Genomic DNA, 25,564 nt, shown 5'->3' on the forward strand with positions numbered 1-25,564 from the left:
AGCACAATATATCCATAATTGCTACTCAAAAACACCATTTACATGCCTACATACTGGACGCAAAATCGCCGCTTTTTTCAACAAAGCCAAATACTTACCTGACTCTGTCAGGGGTAACTTCGGGCTAGTCAGCGCAAGCACGGTGTTGCGAGCCCTGTAGACGCTCGCCGTCAATTCTAGCGACGCATTTGAGCATTCAAAAGAAAAGGCCGGGTCACGAGGACCCGGCCAAGTCAAACAGGGAGGCTTCACGTCTGGGAGACGTAGGATCCGAAGATCCTTGCCCGGGGAGGCCCCGAGCCCACTGCCGTTGCGCGCAACAATGCGGCGCATCAGTAGTAAGACAAAGATGGGCTTCCACATGCGTCTTTACCATGGGGAATAACTCATCACAGCCATGCGGACCCCGCATTACCTTTGCGGAAATGCAGGTATGCGCAAAATTCCGGCACGACTCCGCGTCCGGCACGGGCCGTCTTTTGCATGCTTGTGCGAAACAATTGGTGCGAGCGTGACAAGCTTTCCCGGCAATCCGGGAAAGTAATCGCGCCTTGCGTCGGAGGGATCAGAAGCGGGTCTCAGCGACCTTGCGCAGCAGGAAGTCGCGAAACACGGCGATCCGCTTGGAATGACGGAGCTCTTCGGGATACGTAAAGAACACATCCGTCGTGCGGACATTCACCTCGGGCAACACCTGCACCAGTTTCGTGGACTGCCGCGCCAGATAGTCGGGCAGCGAGGCAATGCCCAGTCCATTCTCGACGGCGCGGAAGATGCCGTAGGTGTTGTTGACCCGCAGCACCACCTTGCGCGGCTTGTTGTCGGGATTGCCTGCCTGCAGCAGCCAGTTGACGTTCTGCACCGGCGCGCGGGCATCCTCGCCAAAGATGATCAGGCGGTGGTTGTCGAGGTCCGAGACCTTGGTCGGCTTGCCGTACTTCTCGATGTATGCCGGAGCCGCATAGACATGGCTGTGCACCGTCATCAGGTGGCGCTGCACCAGACCGGGTTGGCGCGGCGCGATGAAGCGCAGCGCCACGTCAGCTTCACGCATGCCCAGGTCGAGCTCGTTGTCGGACAGGATCAGGCTGACGTCGATCTCGGGATACGTGCTGATGAATTCGTGGATCTGCGCCGTCAGCCATACCGAGCCGAAGCCGATCGCGGCCGTGATCTTCAGCCGGCCCACCGGCTTGTCCTGGTTGGCGTGCAGCAGCGTCTCGGCAGTCGCCACCTTGCCGGCCATCTCGCGCGCGGTACGGTACAGCAGCTCGCCCTGCTCGGTCAGGATGAGGCCGCGCGCATGGCGGTGGAACAGCATGACACCGAGCTGCTCCTCCAACGCTCCGATCTGCCGGCTGATCGCCGACTGGCTCAGCTTGAGTTGGTCCCCTGCGTGCGTGAAGCTGCCCGCGTCTGCCACAGCGTGGAAGATGCGCAGCTTGTCCCAGTCCATTTTTCCGTTTCCTCCCTGACCCGCTTCATTCGTGCTCATCACCTCACCTGTCCCGCTTGATGAGGAGGATCAACTCACTCCGCCGCTTTGGCCTGCGAGGACTCATGCGCCGCCAGGTAGCGCTCCGCATCCAGCGCCGCCATGCAGCCCGTGCCGGCAGCCGTGACCGCCTGGCGATACACCTTGTCCTGCACATCACCGGCGGCAAATACGCCAGGCACGCTGGTCTCCACCGTCCCGGGACTAGTCAAGATGTAGCCTTCGGCATCCATCGTCAGCTTGCCCTTGAACAACTCCGTGTTGGGCGTATGGCCGATGGCGATGAAGACGCCGTCCGTCCGCAGGATGTGCGACGCGCCGGTCTTCACGTTGCGCACCCGAACGCCCTGGACCAGCGGAGGGCTTGCCGTCTCGCCGACGATCTCCTCGACAACGCTGTCCCACAGCACATTGATCTTCGGGTTGCGGAACAGCCGCTCCTGCAGAATCTTCTCGGCCCGCAGGATATCGCGACGATGAATCAGCGTGACCTTGGTGGCGTGGTTCGTGAGGTACAGGGCTTCCTCGACCGCGGTGTTGCCGCCGCCGACGACCACGACCTCCTTGCCGCGAAAGAAAAAGCCGTCGCAGGTGGCGCATGCCGAGACACCACCGCCCCGGAATGTTTCTTCGGACGGCAGGCCCAGCCAGCGCGCCTGCGCGCCGGTGCAGATGATCAGCGTATCGCCGACATAACGGTCACCCGAATCGCCGACCGCCACGAACGGACGCCGCGTCAAATCCACATCCGTGATGACGTCGAAGACGACCTGCGTGCCGACGTGCTCGGCCTGCTTCTGCATCTGCTCCATGAGCCACGGCCCTTGGATCACGTCTGCGAAGCCCGGGTAGTTCTCGACATCGGTGGTGATCGTCAGCTGCCCACCCGGCTGCAGGCCTTGCACGAGGATCGGCTTGAGGCTGGCGCGGGCGGCGTAGATCGCAGCCGTATAGCCCGCCGGCCCCGACCCGATGATCAAGACTTTGCTGTGATGCGTCGTGCTCATCCCTGCCATCCCTACGTAATATGCATATGTACTACATGGACGCAGAGCTCAAGCCTTTATAGGGGCTATATATGCACATTGGGAAAAGCTGTTCGCGCTTTTATGCAGACATCGGGCTGACGTCCTATTAAGAGGCGAAAATAAGGCATCAAGCCCGAAAAATGCCCACTTCGGGATGATCAAGTAATTTTATTGCGTTCCACTGCCCAGTTGGCCTAGAACCGCGCCAACTTGGGAGCTAATGATGTCGAGCAGCCGCGTCAAATTGGACAAGATCGACCGCCGTATCCTGGCGGATCTGCAGGAGGACGGCCGCATGACCAATGTCGATCTCGCCAAGCGGGCGGGTATCTCGGCGCCACCTTGCCTGCGTCGTGTCCGGGCGCTGGAGAAATCGGGGGTCATCCGCGGCTACCACGCCGACGTGGCGCCCGACTCGCTGGGCTACACCGTGACCGTGTTCGGGCTTGTCGGCCTGAACAGCCAGGCGGAGGCCGACCTCAAGTCGTTCGAGGAGCTGATGGCGTCGTGGCCCAACGTCCGTGAGTGCCACATGCTGGCCGGCGAGGCCGACTTCCTGCTCAAGATCGTGGCCGAGGACTGGGATGCCTATCAGCGCTTCCTGACCACCAAGCTGACATCGGCCCCCAATGTCAGCCACGTGAAGTCGCTGATGGTGTTCCGCACCGCCAAGCACAAGCCCGGCGTGCCCATCCCGCCGGAATGACCGGGCGTCCCGCCTCGCGGCGGGCCCTGCCGCCGGCGCCGGTCGTCAACGTCCCTTGAAGGCCGGCTTGCGCTTTTCCATGAAGGCTCTGCGTCCTTCCTTGTAGTCGTCGCTGGCGAAGCAGACGTCCACCGCTTCCTGCACGCGCGCAAGGTCGCGCCGGTCGGGATCCTTCATCGCGGCGTTGATCGCCATCTTGGCCGCCTTCACGGTGAGCGGGGCATTGGCGGCGATGGTGGCGGCGTATTTGCGCACATAGGCCTCGAGCTCGGCGACCGACACGATGCGGTTCACCAGTCCCATGACCCGCGCCTCCTCGGCCGTGAACTGACGCGCCGTGTAGAAGATCTCCTTGGCAAACGATGGCCCGACGACATCGGCCAGGCGCTTGATGCCGCCATAGGCATAGCCGAGCCCCAGCTTGGCGGCCGGCACGGCGAAGGTCGATGTGTCGCCGCAAATGCGCAGGTCGGTGGTGAGCGCGATGCCCAGGCCGCCGCCGATGCAGTAGCCGCGGATCATGGCGACCGTCGGCTTGGCGGCATTGATCAGAGCGGCGTTGGCGTGATCGCCGGCCTCGTTGTAGACTTTGATGGCATCGACCGTGCCACGCTTCTGCTCGAACTCCGAGATGTCGGCGCCGGACACGAACGCCTTGTCGCCGGCGCCCGCCAGCACGATCACGCGCACATCGGGGTCGGCCTCGTAGTCGGCGATGATCCTGGGCACGGCCAGCCACATGTCGTAGGAGACGGCGTTCAGCTTGTCGGGCTGGTTAAAGATCATCCAGCCGATACCGTCTTCCTTGCGCGCGATCATCTTTGTCGTGCCGGTATCCATCACTTGACCTCCTGGAGTCGTCGTTCCTTCTTCCCGCGCAGGCAGGGAGAAGGGACCTAAACCACCTTGCGCTTGCGCAGGTCGGCGATCCTGGCGTCGTCGTAGCCCAGGCCGCGCAGGATCGCGTCGGTATGCTCGCCGCATTCCGGCGTCGGTCGGTCGATCACGCTGGGCGTGCGGCTGAGCCGCACCGCCTGATCCACCACGGCGACGTCGCCCTTGCTGGGGTGCCGCAGCGGCGCGGCCGCGCCGACATGCTTCACCTGCGGATCGGCGAAGACCTGATCGATGCTGTAGATCGGTCCGCAGGGCACGCTCGCCTTGTTGAGCCGCTCGATCAGCTCGGCGCTGGAATACCTGCAGCTGTAGCCGGCAATATCGGCATTGAGCTGCTTGCGGTTCTTCGAGCGGTCGGCGTCGGTCTTGTAGGCGGGGTTGTCGAAGAGCGCCCGCGCGTCCATCGCGGCGCAGAACCGCTTCCAGATATGCTGGCCCGAAGCCGCGATGTTGATATGCCCATCCTTCGTCGGGAACACGCCGGTCGGGATGCTGGTGGGATGGTCGTTGCCGGCCTGGCCGGGAACCTCCTTGCTCACCAGCCATCGCGCCGCCTGGAAGTCGAGCATCGCGATCTGCGACTGCAGCAGCGATGTCTGCACCCACTGCCCCTCGCCCGAGGTCTCGCGCTCCAGAAGCGCGACCAGCACGCCCATGGCGGCAAAGATCCCGGCGGTCAGATCGGCGACCGGTATGCCGACGCGCACCGGCCCCTGCCCCGGCAGACCGGTGATCGACATCAGCCCGCCCATGCCCTGCGCCACCTGGTCGAAGCCCGGCAGCAGCGCGTACGGACCGTCCTGGCCGAAGCCCGAGATGCTGGCATAGACAAGCCGCTTGTTGATCTTGCGCAGCGTCTCGTAGTCGACCCCCAGGCGATGCTTCACGTCGGGCCGGTAGTTCTCGACCACCACATCGGCATCGGCCACCAGCGCCTTGAAGATCGCGACCGCATCGGGCTCCTTCAGGTTCAGCGTCATGCTGCGCTTGTTGCGATGCAGGTTCCAGAAATCCGGACCATGGCGCGGACCGCCCATGCCCTCGCCGTCCTCGGCCGACGGCGGCATCTCGATCTTGATGACATCGGCGCCCCAGTCCGCCAGCTGGCGCACGCAGGTCGGCCCGGCGCGCACGCGGGTCAGATCGAGCACCTTGAAGCGCGCCAGCGGTCCCGTTCCAGGCATGCCGTCTCCTCCGAGTCGATGCCATGGTGGTAGCATTGGCGACGGGTCCTGGACGAGTCCCCTGGCACGCACGGCGGCCCAACGAAAAACGCCCGGCCGAAGCCAGGCGTCAACGCCGATGTCGCGCCGCCATCCCCGGACCGCGGCGCCTCACCCGCTCATGCGCGGGCCGGAGGCCACGGTCCCGTGATCACTTGAAGTGGACTTGCATGATCTCGTAGCTCTTGGTGCCGCTGGGCGTCAGCACCTCGACCGTGTCGCCTACCGTCTTGCCGATCAGGGCCTTGCCCAGCGGCGCCGTGACGGAGATGCGGTGCTTGGTGAGATCGGCCTCGAACGGCCCGACGATCTGGTAGCGCACCTCCTCGTCGGTGTCCTCGTCGGCGAGCTTCACCGTGGCGCCGAACTTGATCACCTTGCCGCCCTTGAGCTTGGCGATGTCGATGACCTCGGCCCGGGCGATCACGTCCTCGATCTCGCTGATACGGCCCTCGACGAAGCCCTGGCGCTCGCGCGCCGCGGCGTATTCTGCGTTCTCCGACAGGTCGCCATGGGTGCGCGCCTCCGAGATCTGCCGAATGATGCTCGGCCGCTCGGTCGTCTTCAGGGTCTTCAGCTCGTCTTCGAGAGCCTTGAACCCGGCGGGCGTCATGGGAACCTTTTCCATTTTTCGATCCGTCGGAAAAAAGAAACGGCCGGCGTTGAGGGCCGGCTCATTAGGGACACTATACCTGGATTTGGGGGCTCGGGGAACCCGCCGCAAGGGGTGCCGGCCGCCCTCTCCAGAGTTGCCGGCTAGGGTTTGGCCTCCGCCGTGGCGGTCCGGACCTGGGCGCGGCGCACGGCCTCGCGGTGCGAGATGTACATAGCGCTCGCGAAGATCACGGCCGCGCCGATGAAGGTCCAGGTGCTAGGCTGCTGCTGGAACAGGATAAATCCAAACAAAGTATTCCAGATCAGCGACAGGAAGCCGATCGGCTGGACGGCCGAGATCTCGGCCACCTGATACCCGTACTGCATGACCAGGTGTCCCACCGTGCCGAACAAGCCGGCCAGCAGGAACCAGCCGATATGCTCCCAGGTCGGAGTCTGCCAGAACACCGCGGCAAAAGGCGCCGCGCAAAGCACGATGAAGATATTTTGCCAGATCACGATCGTGTCGGCATCGTCGGTGCGCGCCAGAGCCTTGGCCATCAGGTTCGAGGCCGAGAACAACGGCGTCGCCGCCAGCGCCGCCAGCACGCCGATCCCGATCTCCGTGAAGCCGGGACGCACGATCAGCATGGCGCCGAGGAAGCCGACCATCACCGCCATCCAGCGCCGCAGCCGCACGTCCTCGCCCAGGAACAGCGCCGCGCCCAGGGTGATGAAGATCGGGCCGGTGAAGCCCAGCGCCGTGATGTCGGCCAGGGTGATCAGCGGCAACGCCACGAACCAGAGCTGCATGCCGCTGCTGTGCAACGCGCCGCGGATGGCGTGCAGGCCGATGCGTTGGGTGCGGAACGGCTCGACGAAGCCCTTGCGCCAGAAGATCGGCAGCAGGAACAGGCCGCCGAACAGATAGCGGCAGAACGCCATCATGTAGGAGTTCAGCTCCTGGGCCGGGAAGATCGTCGCGACATTCAGTGCCGCGAACAGCACGCCCGAGATCGCCACCAGGATGATGCCCTGCAGATTGCCAGACAGGGCTGCCCAGCGGGCCCGCAACCGCGTCATCGCTTCCCGCCGCGCAGCCGCAGCACCTCGGTCTCGAGGCTGTCGATATAGGGATCGCGAACCCCCAGGTCGCGCAGCTGGTCGGCGGTCTCGAAAAGATAGGCCCGGCAGGTGCCGCGCCGGCCTTCGGCATGGGCGATGTGATCGGCCTTCCTGTCCATGTCCAGCCTGCCGCAGTACTGCGGGTGGCCCGGGTTGATGACGAAGGTCACAGCTGACAGGCGCTGGCCGCCCGGGTCCGTGACGTCGACCCAGACCGCATCGTAGATTCCACTCAACATCTCGCGATTGAACAGGATGGAGAGCTCGGTTTCCACTTCGGAAGCCGCGACACGGTAGGCCATGCCGTCGCATACGCCGCCCTTCTCGATCGCCAGCATCAGGCCCGGCTTTTCCGGCGTGCCGCGGCCCAGCGGCGTCCAGAAGCAGAAGCTGCGGCGATAGCCTTCGAGGCGGCCCGGCCGGCGCTCCACGAAATGGAAGGCCGGGTTCCACATCAGCGAGCCGTAGGCGAACACCCAGGCATCGGTTCCGGGCTTCCAGCGGATCAGCGCCTCCGCCAGGCGCTGCTCACGCTCGGCGCGCGACAGGAAGTAGTCGAAGCCAGCCGCCTTCGCTTCGCTGGCGATCTGGTCGACACGCTCGGGCGTCAGTTCTTCGCGTTTCAGCACGGTCCGCGCGGTGGCTTTTGGAGCGTCACCCCTGTTCCTTTTTCTCGTCGGCGTGCGGCCGGCTCAGGCGTAGGCAATCCCCATGGTCTCGGCGATGCAGGCCGGCTTGTCGGCACCCTCGCGCTCGATCGTCCATTCGTAGGTCATGCGCATGCCGTTGCCCGGCATGGGATCGGCTGCCAGCAGCTTCTGGCGCGCCCGCAGCCGGCTGCCCACGGGAACGGTGCTGGTGAAGCGCACCTTGTTGCATCCGTAGTTGATGCCGCGCGATACCTTCCTGATCTTCAGGATGTCATGCGAGAACAGCGGGATAAGCGAAAGCGTGAGGTAGCCGTGCGCGATGGTCTTGCCATCGGGCATCTCCTTTTTCGCCTTCTCGACGTCGACATGGATCCACTGGTGGTCGCCGGTGGCATCGGCAAACAGGTTGATGCGCTCCTGCGTGATCTCGACCCAGTCGCTGACGCCGATCTCCTGGCCGACGAGCTTGGGCATATCCTGCGGGGTCTCGACTTCGCGCTTGGCCATCCATCCCTCCTGAATCCGACGGGCGCGGCCACGCCCGGGGCCGGCCGACCCATTCTGCCCATCGCCTTGCAGATCACAAGGCCGGCCGCCATAAATCAACGTGCATTCGCGCAATCCGCCTATACGGCTCCCGGAGGAAACCATGGCATACGAGACCGTGCTGTACGATGTCGCCGACGGCATCGCCACCGTCACCCTGAACCGGCCCGACAAGCTCAACGCCTGGACGCGTCTGATGCAGGGCGACGTGAAGGACGCCATGCTGCGCGCGGCCGCCGATGAGAGCGTGCGCGCGATCGTGCTGACCGGCGCCGGCCGCGGCTTCTGCGCCGGCGCCGACATGGAGGTGCTGACGGCGGCCAGCACGGGCGCCGGCGGCCCGGTCAGCGGCGCCGTGCCCCGGCCTGCCGTCGATCCGACCGCCGCGGTCAACGCGCGCGCCGATTTCCGCATGACCCATTCGTACTTCCCGGCAATCCCCAAGCCGATCGTCGCCGCCGTGAACGGCCCCTGCGCCGGGCTGGGGCTCGTGATCGCGCTCTACTGCGACATGCGCTTCGCCGGCCAGAGCGCGATGTTCACCACGTCGTTCGCGCAGCGCGGGCTGATCGCCGAGCACGGGCTGTCATGGCTGCTGCCGAAGCTGATCGGCGTTCCCCATGCCGCCGACCTGCTCTACTCGGCACGCAAGGTGCGTGCGCCCGAGGCGCTGCAGCTGGGCCTGGTGCAGCGGCTGTTCCCCGACCAGGAGCTGCTCGCCCAGACGCGCGCCTACCTGAAGACCATCGTCGAGGACGTCTCGCCCCGCTCGGTCGCCATCATGAAGCGCCAGATCTGGGAGGCGCAGTTCCAGACCCTGTCCGAGGCGACGGTGATCGCCAATCACGAGATGGAGCAGAGCTTCGGCACGGCCGACTTCAAGGAGGGCGTGGCCCACTTCCTGGAGAAGCGCAAGGCGCGGTTCACGGGACGGTAACGGCTCGGCCGTGCCGGTGACGGGTCAGACCGCGTCGCTCCAGCGACGCACCGGCGCATAGCGCCGGGTCATGATCATGAGCGCCGCTGGAGCGGCGCGGTCCCAGCCGTCACCGGCACGGTCAGGGTTCTTCATCTAGACCGGCTCGGTCTCGCTGGTCTTGGGCTGCCACAGCAGCAGGCGCTGCTCGACCAGGCCGACGGCCATGTCGAGCAGCAGCGCGAACGCGGTCAGCACCAGGATGCCGGCGAACACGGTGTTGATGTCGAACGTGCCTTCCGCCTGAAGGATGAGATAGCCGACGCCGTGCGCCGAGCCGAGATACTCGCCGACCACGGCGCCGACAAAGGCCAGGCCGACCGCATTGTGCAGGCTGGCGAAGACCCAGCTCATGGCGCTGGGCAGATAGATGTGGCGCAGCAGGTGGCGCTTGCTGGCGCCCAGCATGCGGGCGTTGGCGATGACGGTCGGGCTGACCTCGCGCACGCCCTGATAGACGTTGAAGAACACCACGAAGAAGACGAGGGTCACGCCCAGCGCCACCTTCGACCAGACGCCGAGCCCGAACCAGACGGCGAAGATCGGCGCCAGCACGACGCGCGGCATCGAGTTGAAGCCCTTGATGTAGGGATCGAAGATCGCCGATGCGGTCGGCGCCAGCGCCAGCCACAGGCCGATGCCCAGGCCGAGGACGGAGCCGACGATGAAGCCCAGCGCCGTCTCCAGCAACGTGATGCCAAGATGGGAGAAGATCTCGCCGGAGACGAACCAGTTGATGATGATCTCGAACACCCTGAACGGCTTGCCGAAGAAGAACGCGGCCCGTCCGGGATCGTCGAAATAGATCGGCGGCAGGAAGCCTGGGTCCGTCAACGCCCACCATACGCCAATCGCCAGGCCGAGCACGAGCAGCCGCAGCACCGTCAGCTTGAACTTGCCGATCTTCATGGGTGTTCCGTCTTTGGACCGCGCGCGTCCACGCGCGCATCGTCAGCAAACGCTTTACTTTCGCCTGTCGCGCGCCAGCGTCGACGCGTTCGCTCTTCGCTTCGCTGCGAGCGAATGCGGGCGTGGACGCCCGCGGTCCGAAAGAGGAGGCTAAGCCGCCTTCTGCCGGGCATAGGCCTTCAGCACTTCTTCCTTCATGGCGTTCCAGATCTCACGATGCAGCTCGTTGAAGCCGGGCGTCATGCGGATCTCCGAGACGTCGCGCGGGCGCGGCAGCTCGACCTTGAAATCGCCGATCGGCCGCGTGGCGGGGCCGGCCGACAGCACCACCACGCGGTCCGACAGGGCGATCGCCTCCTCCAGATCATGGGTGATGAACAGAACCGATTTGCGGCTCTCGGCCCACAGCGCCAGCAGCTCGTTCTCCATCAGCTGGCGCGTCTGCACATCCAGCGCCGAGAACGGCTCGTCCATCAGCAGGATATCGGGGCTGAGGATCAGGGTCTGCGCCAGCGCCAGCCGCTTGCGCATGCCGCCCGACATCTGGTGCGGATAGCGATCGCCGAATCCGGCCAGCCCGACCCGGCGCAGCCAATCCTCGCCCTGGCGCCGCGCCGCCTCGCGCGGCACGCCGCGGAACTCCAGGCCGGCGACCACATTGTCGATGCCGCGCCGCCAGGGCATCAGCGCATCGGCCTGGAACATGTAGCCGGCGCGACGGTTGACACCGCGTTCGGCAACAAGGCGCTCGCCGAAGACTTCCACCGTGCCCGAGGACGGCGCCAGCAGGCCCGCCGCCACGTTGAGCAGGGTGGACTTGCCGCAACCGGTGGGGCCGACGACGGAGACGAACTCGCCGGCTTGCACCATGAGCGTCGCATTGGCGACCGCCGTGTAGGCCTCGCCGCCATCGCGAGCGGCAAAGCGGCAGGTGACGTCGTTGAAGGCGAGCGCCGGCGTGCCGGTCGTCGTCATGCTGCTCAGGTCTTCTGGCCGGCGCGCTTAACGAACTCGTTCGTCCACGTCGCGGCAAGGTTGGCCTTGTCCGGCTTGATCTCCTTGTCGCCCTCGGCCAGGAACTTCAGGCAGTTCGCCGGGCCGTCGTCGGGCATCACGCCGTCAGGCGAGATCGTCTCGCGCACGCTGGTGAACGCCGTCATGTAGAGCTTGGGATCGCCCAGCAGATAATTCTCCGGCACTGTCTTGGCGACCTCCTCCGGGGCCGCCTTGTGCAGCCACTGGTTGGCGCGCACGATGGCGTTGGCCAGCGCCTGGGTCGTGCCCGGCGTCTTCTTCAGCAGGTCGGGCTGGGCATAGAGGCATGCCGCCGGCATCGAGCCGCCGAACAGCTCCTGGTTGCCCTTCATGGTCCGGGTATCGACCATCACCTTGATCAGGCCCTTCTGATCCAGCATCGTGATCGACGGGTCGGTCTGCGAGATGCCGTCGATCTCGCCCTTCTCGACCGCGGCGATCACCGAGGCGCCGGCGCCAACACCGATGGCCACGATATCGCTCGGCTTCAGGCCACCCTTGGCGGCCCAGTAGTTGACCAGCATATGGGTCTGCGATCCCGGGGCGCTGACGCCGAACTTCATGCCCTTGATATCGGCCGGCGACTTCACCTTCGCGGCGCGGTCCTTGAGCAGAGCGATGGCAAGCTGCATGCCGCGGCCGATCAGGGCGAAGCCGACAATCGGCTGGCCACGCTGCTGCATGCGGATCGTATGCTCGTAGGCGCCGGCAACCACATCGGCGCTGCCGCCCATCAGCGCCTGCAGCGACTTGGCGCCGCCCTGGAAGTCGTTGATCTCGACGTCCAGGCCCTCGTCCTTGAAGTAGTTGAGCCGCTCGGCGATGGTCAGAGACAGATAGTACAATCCCGACTTGCCGCCGACCGCGAGCACGACCTTGGCCTTCTCCGGCTTCGCAACGGCAGGGGCGGCCAGACTGGTCGCGCCGACAGCTCCCAGGGCGGCCGAGGTCAGCAGCAACCGCCGGCGCGCAAGGCGCATGTGCATCGTTTCCTCCAGCATCTCGCGATGACGGGCTTGCCCGCCCGTTCTTGCGCCAGCTTGCCGCAAGCGATGTCCAGCGTCCACCACCGACCGCTGTCGGCGCGACACTCGGCCGCGATGCCCGCTCAGCTCTTGCCGCTGCGGCCGGGTGGCGGCGCATCGCCGATGACGCGCACCTGATCACCCTGGGCGATGCCGTCGGGCGGGCTTTCGATGACCCGATCGCCGGCGGCGAGCCCCGATGCGATCTCGATGACCCGGCCGAGATCGCGGGCCACCGTGACCTTCTTCAGCACGACGCGGTTGCTGGCATCGACGGTGGCGATGCGCAGCCCGTCCTGGCCGAAGAGCAGGGCGCTGGAAGGCACGCTCAGCACCTCCGCCGGCCGCGGCAGCTCGAGCCGCACGCTGGCGAACGCCCCGGGCATGAGCTCACCCGCCGCATTGTCGACGGCGAGCTGGCCGCGCGTCGTGCCGGACGCGGGATCGACGGCCTGGGAAGACGCCTCGACGGCGGCAACGAAGACCCGGGCCGGATACTCCGGCACCGTCACCTGAGCCTTCGTGCCTTGCCGGACGCCGGGCACGAAGCTCTGCGGCACGTTCACGTAGAGCCTCAGCCTGCGGACATCGGCGATCACGAACAGGGGTGGTCCGCTGCCGTTGTCGGCATTGATCAACGCGCCCATGTCGGTGTTGCGCGCGGTCACGGTGCCGTCGAACGGCGCCACGATGCTCTTGAAGCCGGTCATGGTCTGCAGGCGGTCGACATTGGCCCGCGCGGCCTTGGTCTGCGCCTGCTTGACCCGGTAGTCGGCGACCTTCTCCTCGATCGCCTGCACCGATACGGCATTCGACCCGGTGAGCGCCTGCCAGCGCTTGGCTGTGACCTCGGCCAGCGCCTCGCTGGCTTCGGCGCTGGCCAGGCTGGCCCTGGCCTGCAGCAGCTGCTGGTCGAGGTCGGGGGCCTCGATCTCGGCCAGGACCTGCCCCGCCTTGACTGGCGCGCCGATGTCGACGGTCCAGCCCTTCAGATAGCCGCCGACACGGACATAGAGCGCGGCGCGGGCATAGGCCTCCAGGCGGCCCGGCAGATCGAGCGACACCGCGTTGGCGACGCGGCCGGGCTGCACGACGTTGACCGAGGGCACCGCCTGGGCATCGGTCCACGCCCGCAAGCGCGTGTCGCTGGCGAAGCGGCTGGCGACCCCGTTGCCCACCACGAGCCCGGCGATCAGCAGCACGGCGACGCCGACGACCAGCCATTTGCGGCCGGACGGCGGCGGACTCGGCATGGGCTCAGGCGGCATGACTCGCTCCGGAGGCAGGCGGAACCGGCACGGCCCCGCCGCGGCGCTGCCTGTGCACGATGCTGAACACGACGGGAACGAACACCAGCGTCGCGACCGTTGCAAACGCCAGGCCACCGACGACGGCGCGGCCCAGCGGCGCGTTCTGCTCGCCGCCTTCGCCCAGCCCGAGCGCCATCGGCGCCATGCCGATCATCATGGCAAGCGCGGTCATCAGCACGGGACGGAAACGGATGAAGCCGGCCTCGATGGCGGCGGTGAGCGGGTCGCCCGTCTCCGCCAGGCGTTCGCGCGCGAAGCTGATGACCAACACGCTGTTGGCCGTCGCCACGCCCATGCACATGATCGCGCCCGTCAAGGCCGGCACCGACAGCTCGGTGTAGGAGGCGAACAGCATCCAGACGATGCCTGCCAGCGCCGCCGGCAATGCCGAGATGATCACGAGCGGATCGCTCCAGGACTGGAAGTTCACGACGATCAGCAGATAGATCAGCACGATCGCGCCCAGCAGGCCAAACAGCAGCCCCCGGAAGGCGCTGTTCATCGTCTGCACCTGGCCCTGCAGCACCACCTGCGTGCCGCGCGGCGCGTCCTTGGCGGCGTCGGCGACGATGCGGCGGATGTCGTCGGCGACCCCACCCAGGTCGCGGCCCTGGGTCGTGGCGTAGATCTGCACCACGGGCTGGATGTTGTAGTGCGAGACGACGGCATTGCCCGTCACGCGCTTGATGTCGGCGACGCTGGCGAGCACCTGCGACGAGGTGCCGCTCTGCCCGGTCAGGGGAAGGTTGCGCAGCGCCGAGAGCGAATCGATCCGGTGCTGCGGCGCCTGCATGACGATCGGATAGGAGATGCCGTTCTCGGGATTGAGCCAGTAGGTCGGCGCGACCTGGCTGCTGCCGGCCAGCGACACGACCATGCTGTTGGTCACGTCGCGCACGGTCATGCCGATCGTCTGCGCCCGGGTGCGATCGACATCGACGTTGAACACGGGGCTGCCGCGCGACTGCTGGATCCTCGCGTCGGCAACACCGGGCACGCGCCGGATCTGCGCCAGCAGCTTGTTCGCGTGCTCGAAGTTGGCGGACAGGTTGGGCCCGCGCAGCTGCAGGTCGATGGGCGCCGGCGCGCCGAAGTTCAGGATCTGGCTGACGATATCGGCCGGCAGGAACGAGAACGTGGTGTCGGGGAAGCGCCGCGGCAGCTCCTCGCGCAAGCGCCGGACATGCTCCGCGGTCGGGGCATGGCCCGGCGCCAGCCGGATCTGGATGTCGCCATCCTGCGAGCCGATCGTGCCGGTGTTGTTGTAGGTTGATGCCGCTGACCGGCATGCCGATGTTGTCGACGATGGCGGCCAGCTCCCGCGGCGGGATGATCTGGCGGATCGCCGCCTGGATGGCCGCGAAGCGCACTGCCGTCTCCTCGACGCGTGTGCCCACGGGGGCGCGCGCATGCATCAGGATCTGGCCGGAGTCGACAGCCGGAAAGAAGTTGCGGCCCAGGAACGGGACCAGCAGGAACGATGCCAGCACCAGCACCATGAAGCCGGTCATGAACAGGCGCGGCCTGGCCAATGCCAGCATCAGCAGATCGCGATAGGCCAAACGCAGGCGCTCGAAGCGGGCCTCGAAGCCGCGCTGGAACCGCACCAGCGGGTTGCGCGACGGTGGCCGCGGCGCGTCAGCGCCGTGCACGGCATGCGGCTTCAGCAGGTACTTCGCCATGGTCGGCACCAGCGTGCGCGACAGGATGAACGAGGCGACCATGGCGAACATCACGGCCTCGGCCATGGGCACGAACAGGAACCGCGCCACGCCCTGCAGGAAGAACATCGGCACGAACACGATGCAGATGCACAGCAGGGAGACGAAGGCCGGCACGACGATCTGCCGGGCGCCATCGAGGATGGCGGTCTCGACGTCCTTGCCTTGCTCCAGGTGCCAATTGATGTTCTCGATCGTGACCGTGGCATCGTCGACCAGGATGCTGACCGCGAGCGCCAGGCCGCCCAGGGTCATGATGTTGAGCGTCTCGCCGACCGCCGCAGCGCCGCGATCGAGGCCAGGACCGCCAGTGGGATCGAGGTGGCAATGATGACCGTCGAGCGCCAGCTCCCCAGGAACAGCAGGATCATCAGGCTGGTCAGCGCGGCGGCGATCACCCCTTCATATGCGACGCCCGAGATCGCTCCTTCCACGAACAGGGACTGATCGCCGATCGGCACGATGCTCAGGGTCTCGGGCAGCACCGGCTTCAGGCCCGCCACCTCGCGCTTGATGCCGTCGATGATCGCGAGCGTGGACGTCGCGCCGTTCTTGAGGATCTGCATCAGCACCGAGCGGGCGCCGTCGACATGCACGATGTTGGTCTGCGGCGGGTTGCCGTCGCGCACCTGCGCCACGTCGCGGATGTAGACGACGGCGCCATTGGCGACCGTGATCGGCAGGTCGCCCAGCGCGGCGATCTCGGACGGCGCGGTGTTGAGCTGGATCGTATATTCGTAGCTGCCGATCTTCTGGGTGCCGACCGGGGTCAGGAGGTTCTGTGTCGCCAGCGCATTGGCGACATCCTGCCCCGACAGGCCGCGCGCCGCCAGCGCCGCCGGGTCGAGGTCGATCTGCACCTGGCGCGTCTTGCCGCCAAAGGGGAACGGGATCGCGGCGCCCGGCACCGTCACCAGCGGCGTGCGTGCGCACGGTGTTGAGCACGAGGTCGGCCAGCGCCTGCTCGGACAGCCCCCTGCCCGATAGCGCAAGCTGGATGATCGGCACCGTCGAGGCGTTGTAGTTGAGGATCAGCGGCGGCGTGAGGCCGGGGGGCATCTGCCGCAGGACGGTTTGTGACACCGCCGTGACCTGCGCGTTGGCGGTGCGAATATCGACGCCGGGCTGGAAGAAGATCTTAACGATGCCGACGCCGGTATAGGAGTTGCCCTCGATGCGTTCGATATCGTTGACGGTCGTCGTCAGCGAGCGCTGGTAGGGCGCCATGATGCGGCCGGCCATCTGGTCCGGCGGCAGCCCGGTGTAGTTCCAGACGACCGCGATGACCGGTATCCGGATGTCGGGAAAGATGTCGACCGGCGTGCGCACCGCCGCCAGCGGCCCGACGATGAGGATCAGCATCGCCATGACGACGAAGGTGTAGGGCCGCCGCAGAGCGACGCGGACGATGGCGAGCATCGTGCTTATGCCCCGCGGTTGAGCAGACGCCGGCCGTCAGGGCCGGTCATCGCACGACCCAAGCGCGCGACCCGGTGATGGTGCGAAAGCGGCATGGCGGGGCGGCAGTATACGGTCCCAGCAGTCCGACGCAAAAGCTGGCCTGCCGCCTGTGGCCTTCAACCTGCCATGCCGAAACGGGGGTGCCGGATGACGGGGATGTGATTTGGCGCCTGGGCGATCGGCGACGCAGCGCCGATCGCCCAGGCGCCGACAGGCCTACTTGAACTCGCGCGCCTGCCACCAGGGGAAGTAGCTCGGCATGTCCTTGCTGACCTTGTCCGGGTAGTTGGCCTTGCGCTTCTCCAGGAAGGAGACGACGCCCTCGCGCACGTCGGCCGATTTGCCGCGCGAATAGATGCCCTTGGAATCGACCTTGTGGGCTTCCATGGGATGGTCGGCGCCCAGCATCTTCCAGATCATCTGCTTGTTGAGGGCCACCGCCACCGGCGCGGTGTTGTCGGCGATCTCGCGCGCCAGCTTGTAGGCCTCGGGCAGCAGCTCGGCGGGCTTGTGGACCGAGCGCACCAGGCGGCCGCGCAGCGCTTCCTCGGCCGAGAAGACCCGGCCCGACATCACCCATTCCAGCGCCTGCTGCGGCCCGACCAGCCGCGGCAGGAACCAGCTCGAGCAGGCCTCCATCACGATGCCGCGGCGGGTGAAGACGAAGCCGTAGCGCGCCTCCTCCGACGCCAGCCGCACGTCCATCGCCAGCTGCATGGTGATGCCGACACCGACGGCCGGCCCGTTGCACGCCGCGATCAACGGCTTCAGGCAATCGAACAGGCGCAGGGTCAGCAGGCCACCGCCGTCGCGATGGCCGTCGAGCCCGGGATCCACCGGGCCGCGATTCTCGGCGTTGAAGGTGTTGGCGCCGCCCGACAGGTCAGCGCCGGCGCAGAAGCCGCGGCCGGCTCCCGTGAAGACCACGGCGCGCACGTCATCGTCGCGATCGGCGCGATCGATGGCGTCCAGCAGCTCCGACAGCATGCGCCCGGTGAAGGCGTTGAGCTTGTCCGGCCGGTTCAACGTGATGGTGAGGATGCCGTCCTTCACCTCGTATTTGATCTGCTCGTAGTCCATCATGTGCTCCGTTTGCTGCGCCGGCAATTTGAGCACGCAGGCATTTCAATGGCGAGGGGCCGCGGCAGCGCAGATGTCGGTCTGCGAGACGGAACGGCGCCGTCATCCCGCCTCAAGGTGAGATCGCCACCTTCAGCACGCCGTCGCGCTGGTTGGCGAACAGGTCGTAGGCCTCCTCGATCCTGTCGAGCGCGAAACGATGGGTGACGAGCGGCCTCGCGTCGAGGCGGCCGGACTCGATCACCGCCATCAGCCGACGCATGCGCTCCTTGCCGCCGGGGCAGAGCGTGGTGACGATGGTGTGGTCGCCGAGGCCGGCCGCGAACGCGTCGAGCGGGATCTTCAGGTCCTCCGAGTAGACCCCGAGCGAGGACAAGGTTCCGCCCGGCCGAAGCACGCGCAGCGCCGCCTCGAATGTCGACTGCCGCCCCAGCGCCTCGATGGCCACGTCGACGCCGCGCCCGTCGGTGAGCTGCATGATCGCCTCGACCGGATCGGCCTTCGAGAAGTCGACGATGTGGTCCGCCCCCATCTTGCGCGCGATCTCCATCCGCGCCGGAATGGCGTCCACGGCGATGATCGTCGTCGCGCCCATGAGCCGCGCCCCGGCCGTCGCGCACAAGCCGATCGGGCCCTGCGCGAAGACCGCGACGGTATCGCCGATGCGTATCCTGCCGCTTTCCGCGCCCGAGAAGCCGGTCGACATGATGTCGGGGCACATCAGCACCTGCTCATCGCTCAGACCATCGGGGATCGGCGCCAGGTTGGTCATCGCATCGGGCACCAGCACGTATTCGGCCTGGGTCCCATCGATCGTGTTGCCGAAGCGCCAGCCTCCCATCGGCCGGAAGCCGTGCTTCGTGCCGGCGCCGTCCTGCGAATGATAGCCGCACAGGCAAGCGGCGCTATGGCCGCTGGGCGTGATGGCGCCGGCGATCACCCGCTGCCCTTCCTGATAGCCGCGAACGGCCGAGCCCAGCTTCTCGATCACGCCCGTGGGCTCGTGCCCGACGGTCAGGCCGCGCGCGACCGGATACTCGCCCTTCAGGATATGGACGTCCGTGCCGCAGATCGTCGTGGTGGTGATGCGCATCAGCGCATCCAGGGGACCGACATCGGGAACCGGCTTCTCATCGAGGACAATACGGTTCGGCTCGACGAAAATCGCCGCCTTCATCTTGCGGGCCATGGTCTGCTCCTCGTCCTGTGGCGGGCGTGCGATCACGCCCGGACATCACATGAGTGACGCCGTGCCGAACGGCACCCCGACCACGCTCGTCAACGATGCTTGAGCGTCAATCGATGCCTTCAGACATAAGGGGCACGACCGGACGCAACCATGACCGAGATCAACGCGCGTGGCCCCGGAATGGTCAAGGCCAGATTTTCGGCCTTGCGCTGCAGAAATTGGCGCGCGCCGTCACGCTGATGCGGCGCGGATCATGTCGGCACATTTCTCGCCGATCATGATGCAGGCCGCGTTGGTGTTGCCCGACACGACCTGCGGCATCACCGACCCGTCGGCGATGCGCAGACCTTCGATGCCGCGCACGCGCAGCCGCTCGTCCACCACCGCCATCTTGTCATTGTCGGTGCCCATCTTGCAGGTGCCGACCGGGTGGTAGATCGATCCGCCATTGCCCTTGAGGAACTCCAGCCATTGCGCGTCACTCTGGACCTGGCCTCCGGGCAGCAGCTCGTCGGCGATCCACTCCTTCAGCGCCGGCTGCTGCGCGATATGGCGCACCGCCTTCAGCCCGGCGATCGCCGTGCGCCGATCGCTCTCGTCGGCCAGGTAGTTGGCGACCATCGACGGGTGCTGGCGCGCGTCGGCCGAGCGCAGCCGCAGGCGACCCCGGCTTTGCGGACGCGACTGGTTCATCGTCACCGTGAAGCCTGGGAAGTCGTGCAGCGTGGTTCCCATCTTGTCGGTCGAGAACGGGATGAAGTGGAGCTGGATGTCAGGATCCTCCAGCTCCGGCCGGGTGCGCAGGAAAACGCCCACCAGGCCGGCGCCGACCGTCAGCAGGCCGCGTCGCCCCAGCGCGTAGTCGAGCCCCATCCTCATCTTTCCGAAGGTGCTGCCGACCACCTCGTTCATCGTGCCGGGCTTGGCGCAGCGATAGAGCTGCCGGCACTGGTAGTGGTCATGGAGGTTCTCGCCTACGCCCGGCAGATGGCGCTTCACCTCGATGCCGTTTTCAGCCAGGTGCTCGGCAGGGCCGACTCCCGACAGCATCAGCAGCTGGGGTGAGTTGATGGCGCCACCGCACAGGATCACCTCACGGCCGGCCGTCGCGGTCTCGACACGATCGCCTACGCGATAGCGCACGCCCGTGGCGCGGCCGTCCTCGATCACCACCCTCTCCGTCAGCGCCCCGGTGACGATGCGCAGATTGGCGCGGCCACGCGCCGGCTGCAGGTAGGCGCGCGCGCTGGAGCAGCGCCGGCCGCCGCGCGTCGTCAGCTGGTAGTAGCCGACGCCCTCCTGCCTGGAGCCGTTGAAGTCGTTGTTGCGCGGGTAGCCCGCTTGCACGGCCGCCTCGACATAGGCCTCCGACAGCGCGTTGCGCCAGCGCATATCGTCGACGCCCAAGGGGCCCTTGCCGCCATGCAGCGCGTCATCACCGCGCACGTTGCTCTCGGCCTTCTTGAAGTACGGCAGGACGTCGTCAAAGCCCCAGCCGGTGTTGCCGAGCTGGCGCCAGTAGTCGAAATCCGACGGGATGCCGCGGATATAGATCAGGCCGTTGATCGAGCTGGAGCCGCCGAGGGTCTTGCCGCGCGGCCAGTAGACCTTGCGGTTGTCGAGGTGAGACTCGGCGTCGGTCTCGTACTTCCAGTTCACCTTCTCGTCGAGGAAGGTGCGGGCGTATCCGATCGGGATATGGATCCACAGGTGGTTGTCGACCGGTCCGGCTTCCAGCAGCAGCACCTTCAGGCGCGCATCCTCGCTCAGCCGCGCCGCCACGGCGCATCCCGCCGACCCGGCGCCGACAACGATGTAGTCGTAGCTCTCCGCCACCCCATCCTCCCTGGTACATGGCCGTCCGGCCTGCCCGGACCTCGACACTAGGCCGGCCCGCGCCCCACGACGAGCACGCTGCCCGGCGCATATCGCATGGCGGCGCGACGAGCGGCAGCATCTCAATTTTCTTCTTTCGGAAATAAACGTCCCGCCCGATTGTACAATGGGCATCTTCACGAGCCGTCTTGCCAAAGGAGGGGGAATCCCCTCGGCTGCGTGATAATTTCGATGACTGTCCCAGGCGGAGAAAGCCTCTTCATGCGCGTCTCGCACAACAGCACCCAGAATTCCAAGCCGCCCTCGCCCTCCCGAGCTGGCCGGCTGGATTTTGGTGAAAGGCTGCGCAGCCTGCGCAAGGGACGAGGATGGACGCTGGATCAGCTTGGCCGCCGCAGCGGCGTTGCGATCTCTACGATCTCGAAGGCAGAGCGGGGGGTGATCTCCCTCACCTACGACAATATCCTGAAGCTCGCTTTCGCGTTTGACATGCAGATGAGCGAGCTTCTATCCGAGCCGCAAGCGAGCGAACGGCCGCAGATGGTGACCGTCGAACGGCGTGGGCACGCGCAAGTCATCGAGAACAACTACTACGTCATGCACATGCTGTGCTCGGGGCGGGCACGCAAACGCATGGTGCCGGTGTTCGCGACAATCAAGGCTCATAGCGTCGAGGAATTCAGCAAGTACATCAGCCACCCGGGCGAGGAGTTCGTCTATGTCCTCGAAGGAAATCTGACCTTCCAGGTTGAAGGAGATGCGCCTTATGTCCTGAGCCAGGGTGATTGTCTGTATTTCGACAGTGACCTGGGGCATGCCTATTTGAGCTCGGGAGATAGCGAGACGAAATTGCTTGTGGTCTGTTGGCATCCGACATCGAGCGAAATCGACGACATGGGTCTCGGCGCGCGCGCGCTATAGCCGCACATCCTTCGCATGTGGACATCGCTTTCTACGGCCGGGGTGGTTGCATCCGTGACCCCTACCTATCCACGGATGGCGATTTTCAAATACGAAAATTCACCCTTGTCGTATGAGAAAAATACATTCAGATTTTTGCGCCATGACCGTATCGCGCCCAGCGGCCGCTTGGCCAAAGGGTCTCCCGGACAGCTTGCCATCAACGAAAAGCGCAGAGGTTGAACCATGTCGTTGCTGCGATTTGCATCGCCGCTATTGAGCGCCGGCATTCTGGCCCTGTCGGCGAGCATGGCCTTGGCCCAGGACAAGAAGCCGATCGTCATCGGCGCTGCGATCGCACGGACCGGCTTCATCGCCGCCTATGACGCCGATCCGGCACGGGCCGCCGAGATGGCCGTCAAGGAGATCAATGCTGCCGGCGGTGTCCTCGGCCGCCCGCTCAAGATCGTCTACGCCGATACCAAGAGCGAGATCCCGCAAGGCGCGATCGCGGCGACGGAGGTGCTGGACCAGGGGGCCGACCTGATCATCGTCACCGGCGATTTCGATTTCGGCGGCACGGCTGCACGCACGGCGAACGCGCAGGGCAAGATCGCGATCGCGCCCTTCGCCGCCGACCCGAAGTTCGGTGTCGAAGGCATCGGTCCCTTCGCCTTCTCGTTCTCCACGGCCAGCGACACGGTCGGCACGGTGCTGGCGGAGTTCGCGGCATCGAAGGGCTGGAAAACCGCCTACGCGCTCACCCAGACGAATATCCAGTACGACCTTTCGGTGAGCCGTGCCTTCCAGGCGCGCTTCAAGGAGCTGAACGGCAACGCCGCCTTGGTCGGGACCGACACCTTCTCCATGGACGACGCCACGATCGCGACGCACATCACGCGCATCAAGGCGCTCAACCCGCAGCCTGACGTGCTACTGCTGTCGACCTTCACTCCGGCCGGCCCCGGCGCGCTGCGCCAGCTCCGCGCGGCCGGGCTGCAGATGCCGATCCTGTCGGGCGAGGACATGGACGGCGACTACTGGCTGAAGAGCGTCCCGAACCTGTCGAACTTCTACTTCGCCGCCATGGGCTCGATCTTCGGCGACGACCCGCGTCCGGACGTCAACAAGTTCATCGCCGGCTTCAAGGCGCTGCATGGCAACCACCCCTCGACGGCACACACACTGACCGGCTATTCCGTTGTCCAGGCGATCAAGATCGCAGCCGAGCGCGCCGGCTCCATCAATTCCGATGCGATCAAGGCGGCGTTCGAGAAGTTCAAGGACGAGAAGCTGCTCGTCGGTCCGACCAGCTTCGATGCCAAGACGCATATCAACTTCATGCGGCCGATGGTCGTGATGCAGGTGCAGGACGGCAAGCACAGCGCCGTCAGCCTGCACACGCCGCAAAAGATTCCCGGCCGCTGAGCCGGGGCGCGTGGGAAAGCAGCGCCGATGGTCGATGCCGCCGCGCAGCCCGGCTCTCTCGTCGCGTTCGGCGTCGGTGTCCATTTCGAGGGTCTGCGGGCCCTCGAGGCGGTCGACCTGCGCTTGGCGCGCGGCGAGATCCTGGGCCTGATCGGCCCCAACGGCGCCGGCAAGACGACGCTGGTCAACGTGCTGAGCGGCTACCAGAGGCCGAGCGAGGGCGGCGTCAGGCTCGATGGCCTGGGTACCGCCGGCTGGCAGCCGCACCATTTTGCGCGCAACGGCTTGGGGCGCACGTTCCAGGCAGCGCGGCTGTTTCCCGAAATGACGGTGCTGGAGAATGTCGAGATGCCCGGCGTCGGGCTGGGGCTGTCACGGCGCCAGGCGCGCGCCCGCGCCGAAGCACTGCTCAGCGACCTCGGCATCATCCACCGCGCGACCGTGCCTGCCCAGGCGCTCACCTATGGCGAGGAGCGCCTCGTCGGGCTGGCACGTGCGCTGGCGCTGACCCCGAAATTTCTGCTGCTCGACGAGCCGGCCGCCGGCCTGAGCCCGCACGAAGCGCGGGAGCTGATGCAGCGCATCGCCGCAGTCCGGGAGCGCTTCGGCTGTGGCGTGTTGCTGATCGAGCACAACATGCAGGTGATCATGCGCCTGTGTGATCGCGTGCAGGTCCTGGCGCGCGGCAAGACCATCGCGGTTGGCACGCCAACCGATGTCCAGGCTTCGACGGAGGTGCGTCAGGCCTATCTGGGCGCGTCCGGCGACGCCGGCATCGCCATCGCGGGCAAGGCAGCAGCAGCGCAGGCCGGGCAGGCGCTGCTCGCGATCGAGAACCTGGTCGTCGACTACGGCTCGGCGCGCGCCCTGGCGGGCGTGTCGCTGAGCGTGTGCAAGGGCGAGTTCGTGGCCGTCATCGGTCCCAACGGGGCAGGAAAGTCGACGCTGTTGGCCACGATCACGGGGCTGGTGAAGCCGAAATCCGGCACCATCCAGTACGAGGGCCGGCGGCTCGGCGCCGAGCCGCCGGCACGACGCGTGCGCGACGGCATCGCGCTCGTGCCGGAAGGCCGGCGCATCCTGTCGAACCTCACGGTCGAGGAGAACCTGCGCGTCGGCGAGACCGTCCGTCGCGGCGATCCGGAGGCGGCCCGGCGCTTCGAGCATGTGCTCGCTACGTTTCCGGTCCTGCGCTCGCGGCTGAAAGGCTATGCTGGCCGATTGTCGGGCGGCGAGCAGCAGCAGCTCGCGATCGCTCGCGCCCTTCTGTCGGGTCCGAAGCTGCTGCTGCTGGACGAGCCGTCGCTTGGCTTGGCACCCCTGATGATCGAGCAGGTCTACGAAACGCTCGTGAAGCTGAACGAAGACGGCCTCACGATCCTGCTGATGGAGCAGAATGCCAACCGGGCGCTGCTGGCCGGCGACCGTGCCTATGTGCTGCGTCACGGCGTGGTCGAGCTCGAGGGGCCGACCGCAACGCTGCGGACCGACCCGGCGTTCGATCAGGCGTATTTCGGCTTCGATGCCCGCGAAGGGATTGCCACACATTGATCGCGCTGCAGCACATACTTGATGCCGTCAATGTCGGCGGGCTCTACGCGCTGATGGCGCTCGGCATCGGCCTGATCTTCGGAGTCATGCGGCTGATCAACTTCGCGCACGGCGAGATGGTCATGGCCGGCGGCTATGCCATGGCCATGCTGTCGGCCCTGCCGGCGCCGGCGGTGATCGCGGTCTCAATCATCATCGTCGTGGCCCTGGCCGTGGCGATCGAGCGCGGCGCGTTCCGACCGCTGCGCGGCAAGGATCCCGCGACGCTGCTGGTCGCCTCCTTCACTGTTTCCTACTTCTTGCAGAACCTGTCGGTGCTCGTCTTCGGCGCGCGGCCGCTGCCCTTCGCATTCATGCCGGGCCTGGCCGAGATCCTCGAGATCGGCGGATTGCGCGTGCCGTTGCTGCAGTTCGTTTCCCTGGGATTGACGGTCCTGGCGCTCGCCGGCTTGGCCATCCTGGTCAAGCGCACGACAATCGGCATCGAGCTGCGGGCAGCGGCCGAGGATGTCGTGACCGCGCAGCTGTCCGGCATCAACGTCAACCGGGTCATCGCGCTGGCATTCGTCATCAGCGCGGTGCTGGCCTGGGTCGTCTCGCTGACATACTCGGCGCAGATCGGACAGCTCAGCCCGGCCATGGGCGTGCGGCCGCTGATCATCGGGTTTGTCGCGACCATCCTCGGCGGACTGGGCAGCCTGCCGGGCGCGGCGCTCGGCGGCTTCCTCGTCGGTGCCATCTCGGTGCTGCTCGAGGTCGTCCTGCCGTCCGAGACACGCCCCTTCCGCGAGGCGTTCCTGTTCGGCCTCGTCTTCATCATCCTGGTCGTGCGGCCGGAAGGCATCGTGCGCGTGTGCGCCCTTCAGGAAAGGGTGTGAC

General features: G+C 66.2%; 21 protein-coding genes and 1 pseudogene. 6 read left to right on the top strand and 16 right to left on the bottom strand.

From position 1 onward, the window contains the following. Positions 1–565: 565 nt before the first annotated feature. Positions 566–1,456: a LysR family transcriptional regulator gene (locus FHP25_RS23685; protein WP_147849449.1), complete on the bottom strand. Its 891-nt coding sequence runs from the start codon at positions 1,454–1,456 to the stop codon at positions 566–568. Positions 1,457–1,530: 74 nt separating this feature from the next. Next, positions 1,531–2,502, bottom strand: a complete 972-nt coding sequence (gene trxB, locus FHP25_RS23690) for a thioredoxin-disulfide reductase (protein ID WP_147849450.1) — start codon at positions 2,500–2,502, stop codon at positions 1,531–1,533. Between the two features lie 244 nt (positions 2,503–2,746). Between trxB and FHP25_RS23695 the strand changes: the two genes are divergently transcribed. Continuing rightward, positions 2,747–3,229, top strand: a complete 483-nt coding sequence (locus tag FHP25_RS23695; protein ID WP_147849451.1) for an Lrp/AsnC family transcriptional regulator — start codon at positions 2,747–2,749, stop codon at positions 3,227–3,229. Positions 3,230–3,274: 45 nt separating this feature from the next. Here FHP25_RS23695 and FHP25_RS23700 read toward each other — a convergent pair whose 3' ends face one another. The 6 genes from FHP25_RS23700 to FHP25_RS23725 all read right to left on the bottom strand — a co-directional run bounded on the left by FHP25_RS23700 (position 3,275) and on the right by FHP25_RS23725 (position 8,225). Continuing rightward, positions 3,275–4,069, bottom strand: coding sequence for an enoyl-CoA hydratase (locus FHP25_RS23700; RefSeq protein WP_147849452.1), 795 nt, complete (start codon positions 4,067–4,069; stop codon positions 3,275–3,277). A 56-nt stretch (positions 4,070–4,125) separates the two neighbouring features. After that, on the bottom strand, positions 4,126–5,310 hold the full coding sequence (locus FHP25_RS23705) for a CaiB/BaiF CoA transferase family protein (protein ID WP_147849453.1): 1,185 nt from the start codon (positions 5,308–5,310) through the stop codon (positions 4,126–4,128). A gap of 190 nt (positions 5,311–5,500) precedes the next feature. Further along, on the bottom strand, positions 5,501–5,977 hold the full coding sequence (greA, locus tag FHP25_RS23710; protein ID WP_147849454.1) for a transcription elongation factor GreA: 477 nt from the start codon (positions 5,975–5,977) through the stop codon (positions 5,501–5,503). A 128-nt stretch (positions 5,978–6,105) separates the two neighbouring features. Beyond that, positions 6,106–7,026: a DMT family transporter gene (locus tag FHP25_RS23715; protein WP_147849455.1), complete on the bottom strand. Its 921-nt coding sequence runs from the start codon at positions 7,024–7,026 to the stop codon at positions 6,106–6,108. Beyond that, positions 7,023–7,697: a gamma-glutamylcyclotransferase gene (locus FHP25_RS23720; protein ID WP_147849456.1), complete on the bottom strand. Its 675-nt coding sequence runs from the start codon at positions 7,695–7,697 to the stop codon at positions 7,023–7,025. Before FHP25_RS23720 ends, FHP25_RS23715 begins: the two co-directional genes overlap by 4 nt. A 63-nt stretch (positions 7,698–7,760) precedes the next feature. Further along, on the bottom strand, positions 7,761–8,225 hold the full coding sequence (locus tag FHP25_RS23725) for a MaoC family dehydratase (protein WP_147849457.1): 465 nt from the start codon (positions 8,223–8,225) through the stop codon (positions 7,761–7,763). 142 nt (positions 8,226–8,367) lie between these two features. Here FHP25_RS23725 and FHP25_RS23730 point away from each other — a divergent pair, with 142 nt between their 5' ends. Further along, positions 8,368–9,201 (top strand): enoyl-CoA hydratase, encoded by an 834-nt coding sequence (locus FHP25_RS23730; protein WP_147849458.1) that lies wholly within the window; start codon positions 8,368–8,370, stop codon positions 9,199–9,201. 135 nt (positions 9,202–9,336) lie between these two features. Here the strand turns inward: FHP25_RS23730 and FHP25_RS23735 are convergent, their stop codons facing one another. The 8 genes and pseudogenes from FHP25_RS23735 to FHP25_RS23770 form a co-directional block, all read right to left on the bottom strand. Continuing rightward, positions 9,337–10,149: an ABC transporter permease gene (locus FHP25_RS23735; RefSeq protein ID WP_147849459.1), complete on the bottom strand. Its 813-nt coding sequence runs from the start codon at positions 10,147–10,149 to the stop codon at positions 9,337–9,339. A gap of 150 nt (positions 10,150–10,299) precedes the next feature. Further along, the gene (locus FHP25_RS23740; RefSeq protein ID WP_147849460.1) at positions 10,300–11,124 is read right to left on the bottom strand and encodes an ABC transporter ATP-binding protein; all 825 of its coding nucleotides are present in this window, start codon (positions 11,122–11,124) and stop codon (positions 10,300–10,302) included. A gap of 5 nt (positions 11,125–11,129) precedes the next feature. After that, on the bottom strand, positions 11,130–12,170 hold the full coding sequence (locus FHP25_RS23745; protein ID WP_231712447.1) for an ABC transporter substrate-binding protein: 1,041 nt from the start codon (positions 12,168–12,170) through the stop codon (positions 11,130–11,132). A gap of 122 nt (positions 12,171–12,292) precedes the next feature. Next, a complete protein-coding gene (locus FHP25_RS23750) occupies positions 12,293–13,477 on the bottom strand; it encodes an efflux RND transporter periplasmic adaptor subunit (protein WP_147849461.1) in 1,185 nt (394 codons plus the stop codon). Then, positions 13,467–16,659: pseudogene (locus FHP25_RS23755) on the bottom strand (efflux RND transporter permease subunit). The gene FHP25_RS23750 and the pseudogene FHP25_RS23755 overlap by 11 nt, the downstream one beginning before the upstream one ends. 258 nt (positions 16,660–16,917) lie before the next feature. Next, positions 16,918–17,781: a crotonase/enoyl-CoA hydratase family protein gene (locus FHP25_RS23760; RefSeq protein WP_147849462.1), complete on the bottom strand. Its 864-nt coding sequence runs from the start codon at positions 17,779–17,781 to the stop codon at positions 16,918–16,920. 112 nt (positions 17,782–17,893) lie between these two features. Beyond that, positions 17,894–18,970, bottom strand: a complete 1,077-nt coding sequence (locus FHP25_RS23765; protein WP_147849463.1) for an NAD(P)-dependent alcohol dehydrogenase — start codon at positions 18,968–18,970, stop codon at positions 17,894–17,896. A gap of 231 nt (positions 18,971–19,201) precedes the next feature. Next, a complete protein-coding gene (locus FHP25_RS23770; RefSeq protein ID WP_231712448.1) occupies positions 19,202–20,806 on the bottom strand; it encodes a GMC family oxidoreductase in 1,605 nt (534 codons plus the stop codon). Positions 20,807–21,037: 231 nt separating this feature from the next. Here FHP25_RS23770 and FHP25_RS23775 point away from each other — a divergent pair, with 231 nt between their 5' ends. The 4 genes from FHP25_RS23775 (at position 21,038) to FHP25_RS23790 (ending at position 25,563) form a co-directional block, all read left to right on the top strand. Then, positions 21,038–21,727 (top strand): helix-turn-helix domain-containing protein, encoded by a 690-nt coding sequence (locus FHP25_RS23775; protein ID WP_178133738.1) that lies wholly within the window; start codon positions 21,038–21,040, stop codon positions 21,725–21,727. Positions 21,728–21,952: 225 nt separating this feature from the next. Continuing rightward, positions 21,953–23,134: an ABC transporter substrate-binding protein gene (locus FHP25_RS23780; RefSeq protein ID WP_147849466.1), complete on the top strand. Its 1,182-nt coding sequence runs from the start codon at positions 21,953–21,955 to the stop codon at positions 23,132–23,134. A 27-nt stretch (positions 23,135–23,161) separates the two neighbouring features. Further along, positions 23,162–24,685 carry an ATP-binding cassette domain-containing protein gene (locus FHP25_RS23785; protein ID WP_147849467.1) on the top strand — a complete coding sequence of 508 codons (1,524 nt, stop codon included), beginning with the start codon at positions 23,162–23,164 and terminating at the stop codon, positions 24,683–24,685. Continuing rightward, positions 24,682–25,563 (top strand): branched-chain amino acid ABC transporter permease, encoded by an 882-nt coding sequence (locus FHP25_RS23790; protein ID WP_147849468.1) that lies wholly within the window; start codon positions 24,682–24,684, stop codon positions 25,561–25,563. The genes FHP25_RS23785 and FHP25_RS23790 overlap by 4 nt, the downstream gene beginning before the upstream one ends. Position 25,564: the final 1 nt, after the last annotated feature.

Source organism: Vineibacter terrae (genome assembly GCF_008039615.1).
Classification (GTDB): domain Bacteria; phylum Pseudomonadota; class Alphaproteobacteria; order Reyranellales; family Reyranellaceae; genus Vineibacter; species Vineibacter terrae.